Genomic DNA, 15,547 nt, shown 5'->3' with positions numbered 1-15,547 from the left:
AGGCTTGCGTTACCAGAATGAAACATGTCGGGGTCCGAACGGCTCCGTCGGGTTTCTTTCCGCCCACAGCCTGCGCCAACGGACGGTTGAGCGTGGAGGGCGTTGGGCAGCGGTCACGGTGAGCGGGGATGCGCACTGAAAGCTTATTGAAATTATTCGAGCCTCGTAACCTCCCATTTCACATCGCGTCCGACATTAAGGGTATGAAGGATTATGGGCCATCCGGCAAACTCACCGACGTGGAATATCGCGAAGGGCCGAATCAGCCGGCGCGACTGCAAGACGAAGTTCCCGGTAGGCGGTCACCAGCGCGTCGAGGCTGAATGTCCGGTTCAGGCCGCTTGGATTTGGCAACACCCATGCACGGGCGCCGCCGAACGCTGTTGGTTGTGGGCCCCAGTGGATGTCGCGATTGCCCGACATGGCGGAGAGCGCCATCTTTCCAAGGAAGGCAACACATTGCGGCGCATATCGTTCAACCTTTCGCTCGAATTCCGTTGCGGCCGCTTTGAACTCCGATTGCGACAGTTCGTCTGCTCGTGCGGTTGGACGCGAGATCACGGTTGTCAGGCCACAACCATATTGCAGAAGAGTGCGATCGTCCTCAGGACAAATCTGTTCGGGAGTAAAACCCGCCAGATGAACGGTCCGCCAGAACCGATTGCCTCTCCCGGCAAAATGGCGGCCAGTCGACGCCGCAAGGACGCCTGGATTTATGCCGCAAAATACCACTGATAAACCGGGTTCAAGGATATCGGGAAGACCTTGAAGTGAATCGGAGTGGGTCACGGAGTGGATAAGCCTTCATTGGGAGGGGCATGGACAAGATTACCGCAATGAAGGTGTATGTGAAGGTGGTCGAAACGACCAGCTTCACGAGAGCCGCCGAAGTTCTGCATACCTCAGCAGTCTATGTGACCCGTATGGTTCAGGCTCGCGAACTTCGTCGTAGGTCGCCTGCCAGAAGAGACCCTTGTTTGAATAGGAAAGTTTGCTGCCGTCCGACCGGCCTTGGGAACTCCCGAGTCGGCTCGAACTGCCGAGTTGACCAGGCGCGCTTCCATCCCTTAGACCGGAAGTCGATCGCCGGGTAGCGTGGAAAAGACGCGACTATGAATTTTTTCCGTCACCCAGGAGAATTTTGTGGATATTAGCCGGATATACCCAGTCGCGAGCTTGGCGCTCGATGAGATCCATAAATGCTGGGGGACCACTGCAGTAGATCTGCGTGTTCGCATGTGCTGGGCTCATCGCGTGAGAAGTTGCCTGCTCCAATCGGTCTGCATCGAGGCCAAAATGGTGATGGACCCTGCCTTCGCTTTTAAGCGCGTCAAGTTCTTGCCGAAAGACTGCACGTTCAGGCGATCGAGCGAAGTTGTGCAGCTCGAATTTTCGACCTGCCAGTGCAAGCCGTTTCGCGATTCCCGCGATCGATGCAGCGCCAACACCGCCAGCAAAAAGTATCGATTGTGTGCGACCGTCTAAAATAACTGTAGGACTCCGTGGTGTTACGATAAGCGCCTCGTCTCCTTGATTCAACGAGATGCCTGCTGTTTCTGTGTCCGTTTCGCCATCATCCTGTCTCACAGCGATTACATAAGCACGCGGCCGGGACGTAAAACAGCACAGGGGATATATTCTCTCCTTGCCGATGACGTTGTCGAGAAAAAGTGTGACGCAAGATCCATCGTCAAACGACGGAAGCCCCGATCCGGACTTGGTTTGAAGTTCGACGGCATGGTAACTCTCGGCAAGCTGCCATTTCCGTGTAACGATGACTGAGAGGGGGTTGTCGTGCATGTCTTCTCCAATAGGACCTTCGTCTTCCTGAATCGGGAGTTCGTCGGTGTATGGATTGCATGAGATGGCCAGTCCAGGAAACTGTTGGAAGGGCGGCTGAATGTCAGATTCAGGTTAGGGCGGAAGAGATCCACCAGCAAGGCGTTCAACGCGAATACCACGTATATAGCTCGGCTGATAGAGGGTGGCCGGTGGTGCGTTGATGCATGTCCCTGCAAGTCCAGGACTTGGGCTCGCGGCAACGTCGAAGGTTGTTGTAGGGAAAGAAAATTATAATAGGCGCGCCCGTCCACTTTCGGATCGCCCGCATGATGTGTCCCTCTCATGCCGCGCAAGAGCATTGGGCGTCCTGACCTTTTTGTGTCAGACCCCTTCACTGCTCGAGCCGATCCACCCTATTCAGCCATGCATACTCAGTTCCGCTTTACCTCCGCGGCTTTCGCGCTTGCGCTAGTGAGCGCACTGTCTGCGTGCTCGACGCCGAAGCCGCTCTATCAGCAAGAACAGTTCACCACAGGCGACAGCCCCTATGCGCACAAGTTCACCGCGAAGGCGGAGCCCGCTTGCGAAGCCGCCCGCCGTGCGTTGCTCAGCCAAGGATATATCGCCAGTTCAACGAGGTCTGATTCGGTAGATGGCTCGAAAAATTTCCAGCCTACCAGCGATTCGCACGCGGTGATCGAAATCCATGTGGTCTGCACAACCGACGACCCCAAAAGCAACAGCAGCACTGCGTACGTGAACGCGGTGCAGGATCGCTATGCGCTGAAGAAGAGCAACACCTCGGCGAGCGTCGGTCTGAGCGTGTTCGGATCGCTGTCGCTGCCGATCGGCTCGAGTGATGACTCGATGGTGAAGGTTGCGAGCGAGACGATTCCCGCCGGCGTTTTCTATCAGCGTTTCTTCGCGCTAGTCGAGCATTACCTGAAGGTCGACTCTGCCCAGCCGGCCTCCGTTGACGCCGCTGCGGCGCCGAAGGAGACGCTGCCGTCGATGAACGACGCCGTGCCGCCGATCGGGGCAGCCCAGGCAGGCAGTGATTCGGAGAAGGCGACGAGCACCAAGTAAGCGTCGCCGGTATCCTTCCGAGCCGGGGCAGGCGGGTTTTCTTGCGGCCGGCGTCCACCAAAGTATGCGTCTTGAACGCAGTGACAGTCAGTTCGACACCCACCTCATTGCCAGTAAGACGCTCGCAAATGAAATCGGGGTTCTCGCAAGATGACACGACCATAAGCGGCTGGCACCGGCGCACGGACAGGGTGACCCACGTATGAACATATGCAGCTCATGGCGACTTTACAAGTCCACCGTGACTTTGCATGCGGATGTGAATTGCGGTCTTGAAGACCCCTCGGACCTCATTGCCGATCTGGAAGAGGGATTCGAGCGATTTCGCTCAATGGCGTGAGATTGCGAGCGGATTTCGGTCACGACAGGCTCAGGCAATGAAATGTAGTCCAGAGTCTCCGCGGCCTGACTGCCATACCGGTGTGACGCAATTTGCGCGGACCCGTCGCGTCGGAAGGGCCGGGTTTAGTATGGAGAAATCGACCTTCGACTTCACGTTCCGAATGACTGCTGAAGCCTGCGACTACCCGTGCCGCCGCCCCGGTGGCGCCGCGATCGGCCTGGGCGGCAGCGCTCGCGCGCGCCGGCCGGGCCGACAACGACCGGGAAACGTTGGGGCCTAACGTGCACCAAAGTAAATCGGCTTCATACCGTCATTGGGGTCGGGGCGAACCGACGCACGGATCGCATGTCCCATCGAATGGATCGAATGATCCAGTGCGCGAAGCGGATGATGTGAACCCGACGCCGATGTGTCATCGGCCACACCACCGTAGCCTGACACAGCGGGGTTGTTCATGGGGGCGCTGTCGTCCGACTGAGCAAACGAAACGGTCGGGACGGCGAGTACCGCGGCAACTGCAATGGCTTGAATGAGCGATTTCATAATGAAACTCCAGTCTTGGATTTGCTACGAACTGTTGTCCGTAGCAGGTGATACCAAGTGTAGGAAAGCGATCGCTCATCATTAAGCACCTTGTTCACAAGGGTGCATTCCAATTTCAGGTGTAAACCCAATAGGTCCCAGATCCCAATCTGAGGCTGGCATGGTCCGGCATTACGCGGGTCATTCCTGCGGGGAATGACTGTTATCGATAGCGCCCATCTTCTTCTCGAGCGCCTTGCGCTTCACAATCTGCTCGCCACGATGCGCGGCCACGATCAGTACAACACCACGCCCTGCTCGCGCCCGGACCGCTATCGCGGCGTGTCTCGTTCGTTTTCTACGTTCGGTAGCCGGCGTCGGCGTCGCGCACCTGGCCAATACTCGCAAGCAGTGGACGGCGGCGCTCTGCTGGACTGACAACGGACCTTCGACTCGAGAGCCACATGAAAGCAATTGAATTGCGTCAACTGCGCTACTTCTCGATTCTTGCGCGGGAACTCCATTTCGGCCGGGCGGCCGACCTCGCGTCGATAACGCAATCTGCGCTTAGCCAGCAGATCGCGAAACTCGAAGAACTGGTGGGCGCGCAATTACTGAACCGCGACCGGCGCGGCGTGACGCTGACCGCTTCGGGCGAGGCTCTGCGGAACAGCGCCGACGCCATCTTCGCTCAGGTTGAGCGCGCGTTGCGTGAGGCGCAGGATGCCGCGGGCCATAGAGAATCCAGGATCTCGATCGGTCTGGTCGAGTACGCGAATCTGCCATTTATTCCGCCTGCGCTCATTCGGCTGCAGGCACTATATCCGGACGTCACGATAGAGCGCCACGAGATGAACCCGGCGCAGCAGATCACCGCGCTGACCAAAAAACATATCGACGTCGGCTTCGGCGCATTGGTCGACGCTGCACCAGGCAACGACGACGTACTGGTTCAGCCGCTGTTCGAAGCACCCTGGGTCTTGTTGATGCGCAGCGATCACCGGCTGGCAAACGTCGACCGCCTGAACCTTTGCGATCTTGCGCAGGAGCGACTGATCGGCTCGGCACGTGCAGTCAACCCGCCGCTTTATGACTCGATCGTTGCTCACTGCCAGCAAGCTGGCTTCACGCCGAACTTCATCTATGAAACGGCGCAGGCACAAGTTGGCGTCACGCTCATCGAACAGGGGCTCGGCGCAATGATCGGCACTACATATCTATTCTCGTCGCTTCCAGAAACTTTGCACTACCGGCAGATCAACGGCCTCGAGCCCGTAACGGTCCAGATGTTGTCGCGCACAAACGAACGCAGTTCGCTGATACGTGACTTTCTCGATCTGGCGGCTGAAGAAGCGCGTTGCGCGCAAACCCGCGCTACGGCGCCTCGCACCTCCGGTCGATAGGCAGCGCTTAGGTCCATTCGATCGCAGCGCGTTTGCAAAGCGCCGGGCTCTGAACCTCCAGCCGGGCGCATCTCGCGATAAGCATGCGGTTCGCTTCACGTGTCGGATCGATTAGCGCCAGTAATCGGCCTTACAAGTATTTCGAATTGGCTAATACCGATGCTGTCATCCAAACTTCTCCTCAACGCATGAGCGGCTTGATGAATAGGCGGACCACCGTCGAGTTCATCCACCGGCATGCGTTCATGCACCGTCTGTTTCATGCGTATCGTGAGAATTCGGAAGTGGATGTGACATCACGCGAACGCATGCTAGAGATTGCAAAAAAACGCGCAACCGATGTATTTCGCGCATTCCCAATCGACTGGAGTATTGAAGATGACTCAAGCACAAGCGAAGCCCGGAAAGACCCTTTTGTCCCCGAACGATCACACGCTGATCATGATCGACCATCAGTCGCAGATGGCATTCGCGACGAAGTCGATCGATGCGGTTCTTCTGCGCAACAATGTCGCCTTGGTCGCGAAGGCGGCCCGCGAGTTTGGCGTGTCGACGATTCTGACTACCGTCGCCGAAAAGGCCTTCTCCGGTCCGATTTTCGAAGAAATCAGCTCGACCTTTCCTGGCCAGGAGACGATCGATCGGACTTCTATGAATACCTGGGAGGACCCTCGCATCACAGCTCGCGTCAACGAAATCGGCAAATCACGCATCGTGATGGCGGGTCTCTGGACCAGCGTCTGCGTTGTCGGGCCGGCGCTTTCGGCGCTTGATCAGGGCTTCGAGGTGTACGTGATCGCTGATGCGAGCGGCGATGTTTCGGACGAAGCGCATCAGCGCGCGCTAGATCGCCTCGTCCAACAGGGTGCACGCCCGATGACGTCGCTGCAGTATTTGCTCGAACTGCAACGCGATTGGGCTCGGACCGAAACCTACAATGAAACAGTTAAAACCTCGGTAGCGCATGGCGGCGGTTACGGACTAGGTCTGGTCTATGCGAAGACGATGTTCGGCGGTTCCGAAGGACACTGAACAAGATTTTTCATGCCCGCTCGGCCCGGGTCGATTATCGCCGCTGGTCGAACCGGCGGCGATAATCGAAGTGCAGGTTGACCGGTGACAGCGATTGGCAAAGCGGCGATTATTATATATTTAGGATGGCGATAAAGTTGTCATATTATCCGCGCCGCGTGACTAAATCAGTCATCCGATTTTTTGTCTGTGAATAGTCGTAGGTTGCCAGGGTCTTTGATTGGCGATGCAGCCAGTCGATCTCGCCGCTTTGCGTAATTAACTCGAGCGACTGGCGCGCTTCAATCCGATACTTCGACGTCAGGGCAGGACCAATGAAACTCTATCTGTTATCGCTAGGCGCCGGCATCCTGGTCGGCATTATCTATAGCCTGATCAATGTACGTTCGCCGGCACCTCCGCTTATCGCATTGCTCGGTCTGCTGGGCATGCTGATCGGCGAGCAGGCGATTCCTTGCGCGAAGCAGTTGTTGGGTTATTCGACGCCGCCGGCCCTATCGCATCGGACGAGCGGAACCGGTCGTCTTTCCAGCACCCGGTCGGGTCATGCCGTGTTGCAGGCAGACCGGGGGCGTGTTGGCAACGAGGAGGAACACTCATGAGCATTACCATTACTCAACCGGACCTGATTCTCTACAACGGCCGGGTTACGACGCTGGATCGTTCGAACCCCACCGCAACGGCTGTTGCGATCAAGGATGGCAAGTTTGCTGCGGTGGGCAGCGACATCGAGGTCCTGCCGCTCGCACGGTCATCAACCCGGGTGATCGACCTGAAGGGGCGCAGAGTACTGCCCGGACTGATCGACAACCACATTCACATCATTCGCGGCGGACTGAACTTCAACATGGAGCTGCGTTGGGATGGCGTGCGCTCCCTTGCCACCGCGATGGACATGCTGCGCGAGCAGGTTGCCGTCACTCCGGCGCCGCAATGGGTGCGCGTGGTGGGGGGATTCACCGAGCATCAATTCGACGAGAAACGCTTGCCCACGATCGAAGAGCTGAATGCGGTTGCGCCCGATACACCCGTGTTCATTCTGCATTTGTACGATCGCGCGCTACTGAATGCGGCGGCTCTGCGCGTGGCCGGCTACACGAAGGACACGCCGGAGCCTCCGGGAGGACAGATCGTGCGAGACAGCGCCGGCAATCCGACCGGCCTGCTGCTCGCGCAGCCGAATGCATCGATCCTGTACGCGACGCTGGCAAAGGGTCCGAAGTTGCCGTTCGACTATCAGGTGAATTCGACACGCCACTTCATGCGCGAACTTAACCGGTTGGGCGTGACCGGTGCGATCGACGCGGGCGGCGGCTCCCAGAACTATCCGGACGATTACGAGGTGATCCAGAAACTGTCCGACGAGGGCCAGCTGACAATCCGTCTCGCCTACAACCTGTTCACGCAGAAGCCGAAGGCGGAGAAGGAAGACTTCCTGAACTGGACGAAGACGTCGAAGTACAAGCAGGGTGACGATTACTTCCGCCACAACGGCGCAGGCGAGATGCTGGTGTTCTCGGCGGCGGACTTCGAGGACTTCCGTGTCGCGCGTCCGGAGATGCCCCCGCAGATGGAGGGAGAGCTGGAAGAAGTCGTGCGCGTACTGGCGGAGAACCGTTGGCCGTGGCGTATGCATGCGACCTATGACGAAACCATAAGCCGCGCGCTCGACGTGTTCGAGAAGGTCAACAGGGACGTGCCGCTTGCCGGTATCAACTGGTTCTTCGATCACGCCGAGACGATTTCCGAGAAGTCGATGGACCGAGTCGCTGCGCTGGGTGGTGGCGTCGCGGTGCAGCACCGGATGGCGTACCAGGGAGAGTACTTTGTCGAGCGTTACGGTGCGAAGGCAGCCGAGGCCACGCCGCCGGTTGCGAAGATGCTGGAGAAGGGAATCCGGACTTCGTCCGGTACAGACGCAACACGGGTCGCGTCGTACAACCCTTGGGTATCGCTGTCATGGCTGGTGACGGGAAAAACGGTGGGTGGTCTGCGGATCTATCCGCAGCGGAACTGCCTTGATCGCGAAACAGCTCTCCGCATGTGGACCGAAAATGTGACCTGGTTCTCGAACGAGGAGGGCAAGAAAGGCCGCATCGAGGCAGGTCAGTTTGCAGACCTGATCGTCCCGGACCGCGACTTCTTTGCGTGCGCCGAGGAAGAGATTGCCGATACCACGTCGCTGCTGACCGTGGTGGGTGGCAAGGTGGTGTACGGCACGGGCGAATTCGCGTCGTTCGACGACAGCGCACCGCCGCCCGCGATGCCGGACTGGTCGCCGGTGCGTCGCTTTGGTGGCTTCGCCGGGTGGAAGAACGCGAGCGGCAACGGCGAAGCGGCGCTGCAGCAGGTCGCAGCGGCGTCGTGTGGTTGTGCGACGGCATGCGGTGTGCACGGTCACGCGCATGCCCGCGCGTGGACGGCCAATGCGCCGACCTCGGACCTGCATGGCTTCTGGGGCGCGCTCGGCTGCTCCTGCTGGGCGGTCTGACGTGAGGACCGGCGCGCTACAGGGAAATCCGTCGTGGGTGGCCGCGTTGCTGGCACGGTCGTGGGCGCTGCCGCTGGCGCGGCTCGCCCTCGTGTCTGCGTATCTGATCGGGGGCATCGACAAGCTCGCGCATTTCCATGACGCCATTCTGGAGCAGGAGCATTTCGGCCTGCATCCAGGGGCGCTGTGGGCGACGCTGGCGATTGTCGTCGAACTGGGCGGCTCTTTCTGCGTGGTTTTCAACCGGCTTGTCTGGCTCGGCGCAGGCGGGCTGTCCGCACTGACCGCCGTTGCCATGCTGGTCGCCAACAATTTCTGGAGTCTGACTGGCAATGCACGTTTCATCGCATTGAACGGTTTTTTTGAGCACCTCGGGCTGATTGCCGCCTTTATCGCCGTGACGTATCTGGCCAGCGGCGCACACCAGTCCCATGACAAGGCATAGCTGAACCCAAAGAGGAACCTTCACCATCATGCATAACAGAGTACTTTTCAACTTCATGCGTAAATTCCGTTCCCTCGCTGTAACCGCGCTGGTCGCGGGCACGCTCGCCGTAGCCTCGTCGCTCGCGCTAGCCACGCCCCCGGTGCTAGCCAGGCCCGTGTTGGTGCCTTCGTTGGCCGTAGGGCCGCAGTACGACACGACACACGTCTACGTCGCGCCCGAGGACTTCGACAGGTTCACCGACAGCTTTGTGGCGACGTTTGGCGGCCATAAGTCGCAGCAAGGCGTCTTCCAGGTGACGCCGACGCCGAGCCAGACGATATCGCAGCTCGTGTTCACGCCGGTCGGCACGTTGTCCGTATTTGGTTTCAAGAAGCCGGTCCCGTACCCGTTCGGCAGTGAGCGCACCGGCTATCTCGTGACCGACATGGATGCGGCGGTGAAGTCGGCGAGGGCGCGTGGCGCGGATGTATACGTGGAGACGTTCCCGGATCCGATCGGGCGTGATGCGCTGATTTCGTGGCCGGGTGGTGTGCACATGCAGCTGTACTGGCACACACAGGCGCCGCACTACGATCCGCTGGAGACGGTGCCGGAAAATCGCGTGTATGTGTCGCCGGAGCGCGCGAAAGCGCTCATCCACGATTTCGTCGTGTTCTCGCACGGCAAGGTCGTGTCCGATGACCGCAAGGCGCCGGGCATCGAGATTGGGCGGCCGGACGACACGTATCGTCGCGTCCGGATCGAATCGGGCTTCGGCAAGATCACCGTCCTCGTGACCGACGGCCATCTGCCTTACCCGTTCGGGCGCGAGTTGACCGGCTACGAGGTGACGGATCTCGCCGAGACGCTGAAGAAAGCGCAGGCTGCCGGCGCGACCGTGCTCGTGCAGCCGTTCACCTCGGATGGCCGCGACGCCGCGCTGGTGCAGTTCCCGGGCGGTTACATCGCCGAGATTCACGCGGCCGCGCACTGAGCCAGGTCGAATGTACCGGCCGTCCCCGCCTGGGAAGGAGGCGGGGACGGTCTGGTTTTCTTTGATTGGCCGCCACGTCGCCGTTGGGAGGCCTCCGGGTCAGATGATTCCGGTGTGTGCCAACGCAAGCGCGAGCCTTGCCCCCACCTCGGCATTGTGTTTCACGAGCGCGATGTTGGTCGTCAGGCTGCGTCCACTCGTCAGTGCCTTGATGCGAGCCAGCAGGAAGGGTGTCACGGCCTTACCGGTGATTCCTTTAGCCGCGGCCTTGGCAAGCGCTTGCTGAGTCAGTGCGTCGATCTCTTCGAACCTCATCGCTGCCGCTTCCGGCACTGGAGTGCTCAATACCACACCGCCCACGAGGCCCAGGTCCCACTTGGTGCGGATGAAGCGTGCCTGTTGCGCTGCGTCGTCGAGCCTGAAGTCCGCGCGAAAACCACTGTCGCGCGTGTAAAACGCAGCGAAATTGTCTTGCTCGCAACTGAGCACCGGTACGCCGTGCGTTTCCAGGTATTCCAACGTGAGCCCGATGTCCAGGATGGACTTCGCACCGGCGCAGACCACCGCCACCGAGGTCTTCGCCAGTTCCTGCAGGTCGGCCGAAATGTCGAAGGTTTCCGGCGCGCCCCGGTGCACGCCGCCAATGCCTCCGGTTACGAAGACCTCGATGCCGGCCAGGGCGGCACATATCATCGTGCCGGCCACTGTCGTCGCGCCAAGCCCGCCGCCGGCCAGCACTGCCGGCAAGTCGCGGCGGCTGACCTTGTGTACCTGGTCCGAGCGGCCGAGCAATTCCAGTTCGTCGTCCGAAAGGCCGATGCGGATTCGCCCGCCGATCAGTGCGATAGTCGCGGGCTCGGCGCCCAGTTCACGGATCAAGGCCTCCACTTCGCGCGCGGTGCGAACGTTCTCCGGATAGGGCATGCCGTGAGCGATGATGGTCGATTCCAACGCCACGAGCGGGCGGCCGGCGGCCCGTGCAGCGGCCACAGGTGCGCTGCAGGTCAACCACGAGTGTGCAAGATCCGCAACCATGTCGATGTTCCCGGCGATGTGATTCGCTTAAGTATGCAACACAAGGCTGGTCCACGGGTCGCGCGCTGCAGCGCGAGGGCGCCTATCATTAAGGTGCCGTCGAGGGGATGTTGAGCGCCGGCCAGTCGACCCGGTGCAGACTCATCGAAGCGGACGTTCAAAATCCATCGAAAACCACTACGACAAGCACACATTCGCCTCACTGTTGCACTCCATGCTATCTGGCGTCGTGCTGCAGATATTTGTGGGCGAACGCGATCGCCATGCTGCCTTCACCGACCGCTGAAGCGACCCGCTTGACCGGGCTCAATCTAACATCCCCACAGGCAAACACGCCGGGAACACTCGATTCGAGGAGGTAGGGATCCCGGCTATGGGACCAGCGTCCCGCCTTGACGACGTCGTCGCCGGTGAGAACATATCCGCGCACATCGCGTGCGATTTCCGTCGGCAACCACTCGGTCTCTGCGTCGGCGCCAATGAACACGAACAATCCACCACAGTCGTGCCGACTCACCTCTGCGCTCAGCCCATCACGTATGTCGATCGCTGTCAGATGGGTATCGCCGTATGCGCCGACAACTTCCGATCGCAGTTGCACCGCTACGTTCGACTTTCCGCGAAGCTGCTCGACCAGATAGCGAGACATGCTCTTCTCAAGCGAATCGCCTCGCAAGACGAGCGTAATCATGCGTGCATGATTGGCAAAGTACAAAGCGGCCTGGCCGGCCGAGTTTCCACCGCCGATCAGATAGACGTCGAGTCCGTGAGTAGCGTTCCCTTCGCTGCGCGACGCGCCGTAGTAAATTCCTTTACCGATAAACCGGTCGAAGCCGTCGATCGCGAGGCGGCGCCACGTGACGCCAGTCGCAAGAATGAGCGTTCGCGCACGGATGACGTCGCCTCCGTCGAGGTGAACGTTACGCCCATCGACATCGATTCGGGTAACAGACCGTGTCACCAGAATCTCTGCACCCAGCCGCCTTGCCTGCTGCAGTGCACGGCTCGCGAGTTCGTCGCCCGACACACCATTGGGAAAGCCGAGGTAATTCTCAATGCGCGAGGAAGTCCCGGCCTGCCCGCCTGGCGCTTCTCGCTCCACTACCACAGTGCGCAAGCCTTCCGACGCGCCATACACTGCCGCAGCGAGACCGGCCGGGCCGCCACCAATGATCATCGTGTCGTATTCGGCAAGGCGGGGCTGCGTCTGCAGACCCAGCAACCCGGCGAGTTCGCGTGTCGCAGGTCGGCAAAGCACCGTCCCGTCGACCAGCCGCAACGCCGGGCAATCCTCTTCTGACGGACAGGTTCCAGGCCAGCGCGCCGACAGTTCGGACGCATCGGGCGTCATCCAGTCGCAACTGATCTGGTTGCGGGCCAGGAACTGGCGCAACGCTGTACAAGCGGTGTCCCAGCGATTGCCAACCATGGTCACGCGGGGTTTGGGCGGCTCGGCGGAGAGGCCCTGCAGTCCGCCGATGCGCTCGCGCGCGAGGGCGCCCATCTTCAACGCAATTTCCGGCGATGCGGCAGCGAGTGTGTAGTAATGCTGAGCGTCCACGCGCATGACACGCGATGGCTCCGCAGCCCGATAGGCGCCCGGAAACGGGGAACTCAGCGCGAGCGGCACTTCGCCAAAGATGGTTCCAGGCAGACGCCATCCCAGCGTGCGCTCGATACCATCGAACGTCTTGATGACTTCCATCTTGCCGGCCAGAACGGCGTACAGCGCGCGCTCTCCACCTTCGTGGACTGCGAATTCACCCGCGCACAGATCGAGGTCTGCGCACGTGTGCGCGAGATGCTCCAGTTCGTTGTCGGGGAGTGTTGAGAACAGTGGAATCGCCCGGATGTCGTCGATTGTCAGCATGGCTTTGTCCATACAGGCAAGTGAGGTGAAGCTCAGTCCAGGAGCTTTCGGGTCGTCTGTCTGACAAAAGGACATGCGCAAGCATAGCGCTCAGCCACCCAAGGTTCGAATGCGAGGCGGGCACAACGCCGTTAGTCTTACCTCGTCGAGCGCACTGATACTGCTCGAACGGTTATGCGAACGAATACCACGACCGCACTACAAACAGCAGGCAGACGTAACCAGTATATGACCTCCGGATGCGAATTGTTTATCCGCGGGAGCCAGTTCCGTGGTCTACGCGCGGCGCTAGCGCCAGGCGATCCTCCGGGGTTGCCGAGGTTGGAGCGTTCCAGTAGGTCCGTTTTGCGCCTCACGACACGAATGACGGCTCCTGGCCGATAGCACCGGTTCGATGAACGCTCCACAGTGATCAAATGTCTGTGCCCGACCGGTTACGTTCGGACACACTTCGTTGCGAATCAGAATACGTCCGCCATCTACAATCCGCGCACGGAGAAGAAACATGATCAGACTTTTGTGTGTCGTTGCGCTTGCGGCTAGCCTGTCAGGCTGCATTGTCGCTCCACCGTACGGCTATGCGCCTGCGCCGGCCTATGGATATGCTTATGCGCCAGCGTACTACGCAGCGCCTTCCCTTGATGTCGGCATCGGTTTCGGCGGTTACGGGCACGGCTGGCGAAGATAACCTTGTTGCGGCACCGGCACCGGCACCGGCACCGGCACCGGCACCGGCACCGGCACCGGCACCGGCACCGGCACCGGCACCGTTGACGAACGTGTCGCTCGAGCCGAATACAGGCACGGCAGTCTTTAAGACGGTTCCAATCCATTGCCCTGACCGGGGCACCTACTGTTGAGAACCGAAAGATCGGCGCTGCAATGAACAGTTCGGTCGCAAGTGGTATTCAATCACTTGCGAGCGGGGGGCTTCTCACATGTTGCTTGCCGTTGCGGCAGCGGCCGCTCTACAACTGGGAACTGCGCCTGGACTTTCCCTCTATCGGCCTGCATGATGCCGTTGCGCACACCTGGAGAATCAGATTGATGAAGAAGACGAGAATGTCGATCATTCTGTTCGTGCTGGCCGTGCTCAGCCCGCTGGCGCATGCGAGCCTGGCTACAGGTGCCCACGAGTTCAAGAGTGATGTCAAGACGGCGGGAAAGAAGAGCGGACATGCTGTGCGCGATGCCGCGCACGCAGTCGGCTACGGTACGAAGAAGGCTGGCCATGCCGTTGCCGATGCAACAAGACACGGCTATCACGCGACGAAAAAGTTCGTGACAGGGCACGGATAAGGGGCGCTTTTGCGGCAACTGAGGCGGCGACTGCGGATCCAGGGCGCACAGCCGGCGGCTCCTGTCATGGACGATCGCACTCTTAGCTGAGTCGATATCAACTGCGACAGCGCGGTCGTTCTGCCGCCAATCTGTGATGCCCAGACAGGCACCGGGCGATTCGGATCGAATGAAGTAATTCTATTCGGACTGCAAAAATTGTAGTCCATTTGTCCTTTGCCGCTTGTTCGAGCTTGTAATACGGCTCAAGCGGCACGCTGATCACCAGTCATTGAAGGGCGCGCGATCCGGGGCGGAAATACGCACCAGCAGCCGTCGTCGTGCCGAAAGAAAAAGATTGCGTGCGAGCCGCTCGGAGCTGATGCCTCAACGTGCACGTAGCGCCTCCTATCTTCGCGTATATGCCCAAACTGAATGACGCGAATTTGAGTGTGCGGGGCCGGCGCAAGCCACTTTTCCACCAGGTAGTGCAAGGACTTCTCGGCGGTGTTCATGATCATCTCCTTCGATCGCCCACCGCTCAGCCGGCCAGAGACTCAAGTGCTACGACCTGAGCATATGCGACGGGGATGATTACAGCGTAGACTCGGCTGTATATTTGCGATAGTTAATGTTTTTAACTATTATGATAAGTTATTGCTTATACATCGTTTCTCTTGGGCGATCGTGACACCGTGCACCGGGCAGGCCGCTTAACCTTTGGAAACGAAACTGCGCTTACGCGGTCGCTCCCTTAATAGGTCGAAAGAAGCGGCCGGCAATGGCTTGTGAGACACGTGAGCATCAGTGCCCGAAGTAGATCGAGTGAGTCATTCCGGTTGCCGTCGGTGCACCCGCCTGCGATGAGCCATCCGACACTCCGCCTACACCCGTGCTCACCGGCGCCGCGACATCCTGCGCTTGAACACGCGCCTCCGCCGCCTGAATATCTGCCGGGTAGTGCACATCTTTGGCCGCCGGGCGGTACCCGGCTTGTTCTACTCGAATCAGATCCGCGCGTACTTCGGCACGCGTCAACGGACCAGTAGCGTCCTGCGCGAAAGAAGCAACTGGGGTGGCAAGTACGCCAGCAATCAGCGCTGCATAGATAAGGGTCTTCATAATGAAATACCTTCTGAACTTGAGTTTGGTCAGCTTCACGCCACCGTGACTGAAGCCTCCGGTTTCACTACTTCGTCGAAACAGGAGTGAGTGATCCTTATTCTGTACAGCGAAGATTGATGCACGCTGACGCTCACATTACATTGATGCCATGTTCGCTTC

General features: G+C 59.6%; 17 protein-coding genes and 1 pseudogene. 11 read left to right on the top strand and 7 right to left on the bottom strand.

The window, feature by feature from the left end; translation table 11 throughout:
- Positions 1–231 precede the first annotated feature (231 nt).
- Entirely contained in the window at positions 232–789 is a 558-nt protein-coding gene (mug, locus tag AYM40_RS33480) for a G/U mismatch-specific DNA glycosylase (protein ID WP_063500233.1), read from the bottom strand.
- Positions 790–818: 29 nt separating this feature from the next.
- On the opposite strand from mug, the gene AYM40_RS43555 reads away from it, so the two are divergent.
- Entirely contained in the window at positions 819–1,094 is a 276-nt protein-coding gene (locus AYM40_RS43555) for a helix-turn-helix domain-containing protein (protein ID WP_082855448.1), read from the top strand.
- Positions 1,095–1,110: 16 nt separating this feature from the next.
- On the opposite strand, the gene AYM40_RS39500 is transcribed toward AYM40_RS43555, so the two are convergent.
- Positions 1,111–1,800: an oxidoreductase gene (locus AYM40_RS39500; RefSeq protein WP_082855447.1), complete on the bottom strand. Its 690-nt coding sequence runs from the start codon at positions 1,798–1,800 to the stop codon at positions 1,111–1,113.
- 405 nt (positions 1,801–2,205) lie between these two features.
- Here AYM40_RS39500 and AYM40_RS33470 point away from each other — a divergent pair.
- A pseudogene (locus tag AYM40_RS33470) lies at positions 2,206–2,811 on the top strand (DUF2242 domain-containing protein); the annotation flags it as partial.
- Between the two features lie 676 nt (positions 2,812–3,487).
- Here AYM40_RS33470 and AYM40_RS33465 read toward each other — a convergent pair.
- On the bottom strand, positions 3,488–3,754 hold the full coding sequence (locus tag AYM40_RS33465) for a hypothetical protein (RefSeq protein WP_063500231.1): 267 nt from the start codon (positions 3,752–3,754) through the stop codon (positions 3,488–3,490).
- A gap of 195 nt (positions 3,755–3,949) precedes the next feature.
- Here AYM40_RS33465 and AYM40_RS33460 point away from each other — a divergent pair, with 195 nt between their 5' ends.
- From AYM40_RS33460 to AYM40_RS33430, 7 genes are all read left to right on the top strand, one after another.
- A complete protein-coding gene (locus AYM40_RS33460) occupies positions 3,950–4,171 on the top strand; it encodes a hypothetical protein (protein ID WP_063500230.1) in 222 nt (73 codons plus the stop codon).
- A 26-nt stretch (positions 4,172–4,197) separates the two neighbouring features.
- Positions 4,198–5,136, top strand: a complete 939-nt coding sequence (locus tag AYM40_RS33455) for a LysR substrate-binding domain-containing protein (RefSeq protein WP_063500229.1) — start codon at positions 4,198–4,200, stop codon at positions 5,134–5,136.
- 378 nt (positions 5,137–5,514) lie between these two features.
- On the top strand, positions 5,515–6,168 hold the full coding sequence (locus tag AYM40_RS33450; protein WP_063500878.1) for a hydrolase: 654 nt from the start codon (positions 5,515–5,517) through the stop codon (positions 6,166–6,168).
- Positions 6,169–6,482: 314 nt separating this feature from the next.
- The gene (locus AYM40_RS39495) at positions 6,483–6,770 is read left to right on the top strand and encodes a DUF1427 family protein (protein ID WP_082855445.1); all 288 of its coding nucleotides are present in this window, start codon (positions 6,483–6,485) and stop codon (positions 6,768–6,770) included.
- Positions 6,767–8,659 (top strand): amidohydrolase, encoded by a 1,893-nt coding sequence (locus tag AYM40_RS33440; RefSeq protein ID WP_063500228.1) that lies wholly within the window; start codon positions 6,767–6,769, stop codon positions 8,657–8,659. The genes AYM40_RS39495 and AYM40_RS33440 overlap by 4 nt, the downstream gene beginning before the upstream one ends.
- Position 8,660: 1 nt before the next feature.
- Positions 8,661–9,104 carry a DoxX family protein gene (locus AYM40_RS33435; RefSeq protein ID WP_236721026.1) on the top strand — a complete coding sequence of 148 codons (444 nt, stop codon included), beginning with the start codon at positions 8,661–8,663 and terminating at the stop codon, positions 9,102–9,104.
- Between the two features lie 55 nt (positions 9,105–9,159).
- Complete coding sequence (locus AYM40_RS33430; protein ID WP_063500877.1) at positions 9,160–10,080, top strand: hypothetical protein; 921 nt, start codon at positions 9,160–9,162, stop codon at positions 10,078–10,080.
- Positions 10,081–10,179: 99 nt separating this feature from the next.
- Here the strand turns inward: AYM40_RS33430 and AYM40_RS33425 are convergent, their stop codons facing one another.
- Both AYM40_RS33425 and AYM40_RS33420 read right to left on the bottom strand, forming a co-directional pair.
- Positions 10,180–11,115, bottom strand: coding sequence for a pseudouridine-5'-phosphate glycosidase (locus AYM40_RS33425; RefSeq protein ID WP_063500226.1), 936 nt, complete (start codon positions 11,113–11,115; stop codon positions 10,180–10,182).
- Between the two features lie 217 nt (positions 11,116–11,332).
- Positions 11,333–12,985 (bottom strand): FAD-dependent oxidoreductase, encoded by a 1,653-nt coding sequence (locus AYM40_RS33420; protein ID WP_063500876.1) that lies wholly within the window; start codon positions 12,983–12,985, stop codon positions 11,333–11,335.
- Positions 12,986–13,490: 505 nt separating this feature from the next.
- Between AYM40_RS33420 and AYM40_RS39490 the strand changes: the two genes are divergently transcribed.
- Positions 13,491–13,673: a hypothetical protein gene (locus tag AYM40_RS39490; protein WP_082855444.1), complete on the top strand. Its 183-nt coding sequence runs from the start codon at positions 13,491–13,493 to the stop codon at positions 13,671–13,673.
- Positions 13,674–14,032: 359 nt separating this feature from the next.
- Positions 14,033–14,284, top strand: a complete 252-nt coding sequence (locus AYM40_RS33415) for a hypothetical protein (RefSeq protein WP_063500225.1) — start codon at positions 14,033–14,035, stop codon at positions 14,282–14,284.
- Positions 14,285–14,529: 245 nt separating this feature from the next.
- Here the strand turns inward: AYM40_RS33415 and AYM40_RS33410 are convergent, their stop codons facing one another.
- Together AYM40_RS33410 and AYM40_RS33405 are read right to left on the bottom strand one after the other, a co-directional pair.
- Positions 14,530–14,778, bottom strand: a complete 249-nt coding sequence (locus AYM40_RS33410; protein WP_063500875.1) for a hypothetical protein — start codon at positions 14,776–14,778, stop codon at positions 14,530–14,532.
- Positions 14,779–15,067: 289 nt separating this feature from the next.
- Positions 15,068–15,385 (bottom strand): DUF4148 domain-containing protein, encoded by a 318-nt coding sequence (locus AYM40_RS33405; protein ID WP_063500874.1) that lies wholly within the window; start codon positions 15,383–15,385, stop codon positions 15,068–15,070.
- Positions 15,386–15,547 lie beyond the last annotated feature (162 nt).

The sequence above is a fragment of the Paraburkholderia phytofirmans OLGA172 genome, assembly GCF_001634365.1.
Lineage (GTDB): Bacteria > Pseudomonadota > Gammaproteobacteria > Burkholderiales > Burkholderiaceae > Paraburkholderia.
This window is presented reverse-complemented; position numbering and strand designations above follow the sequence as displayed.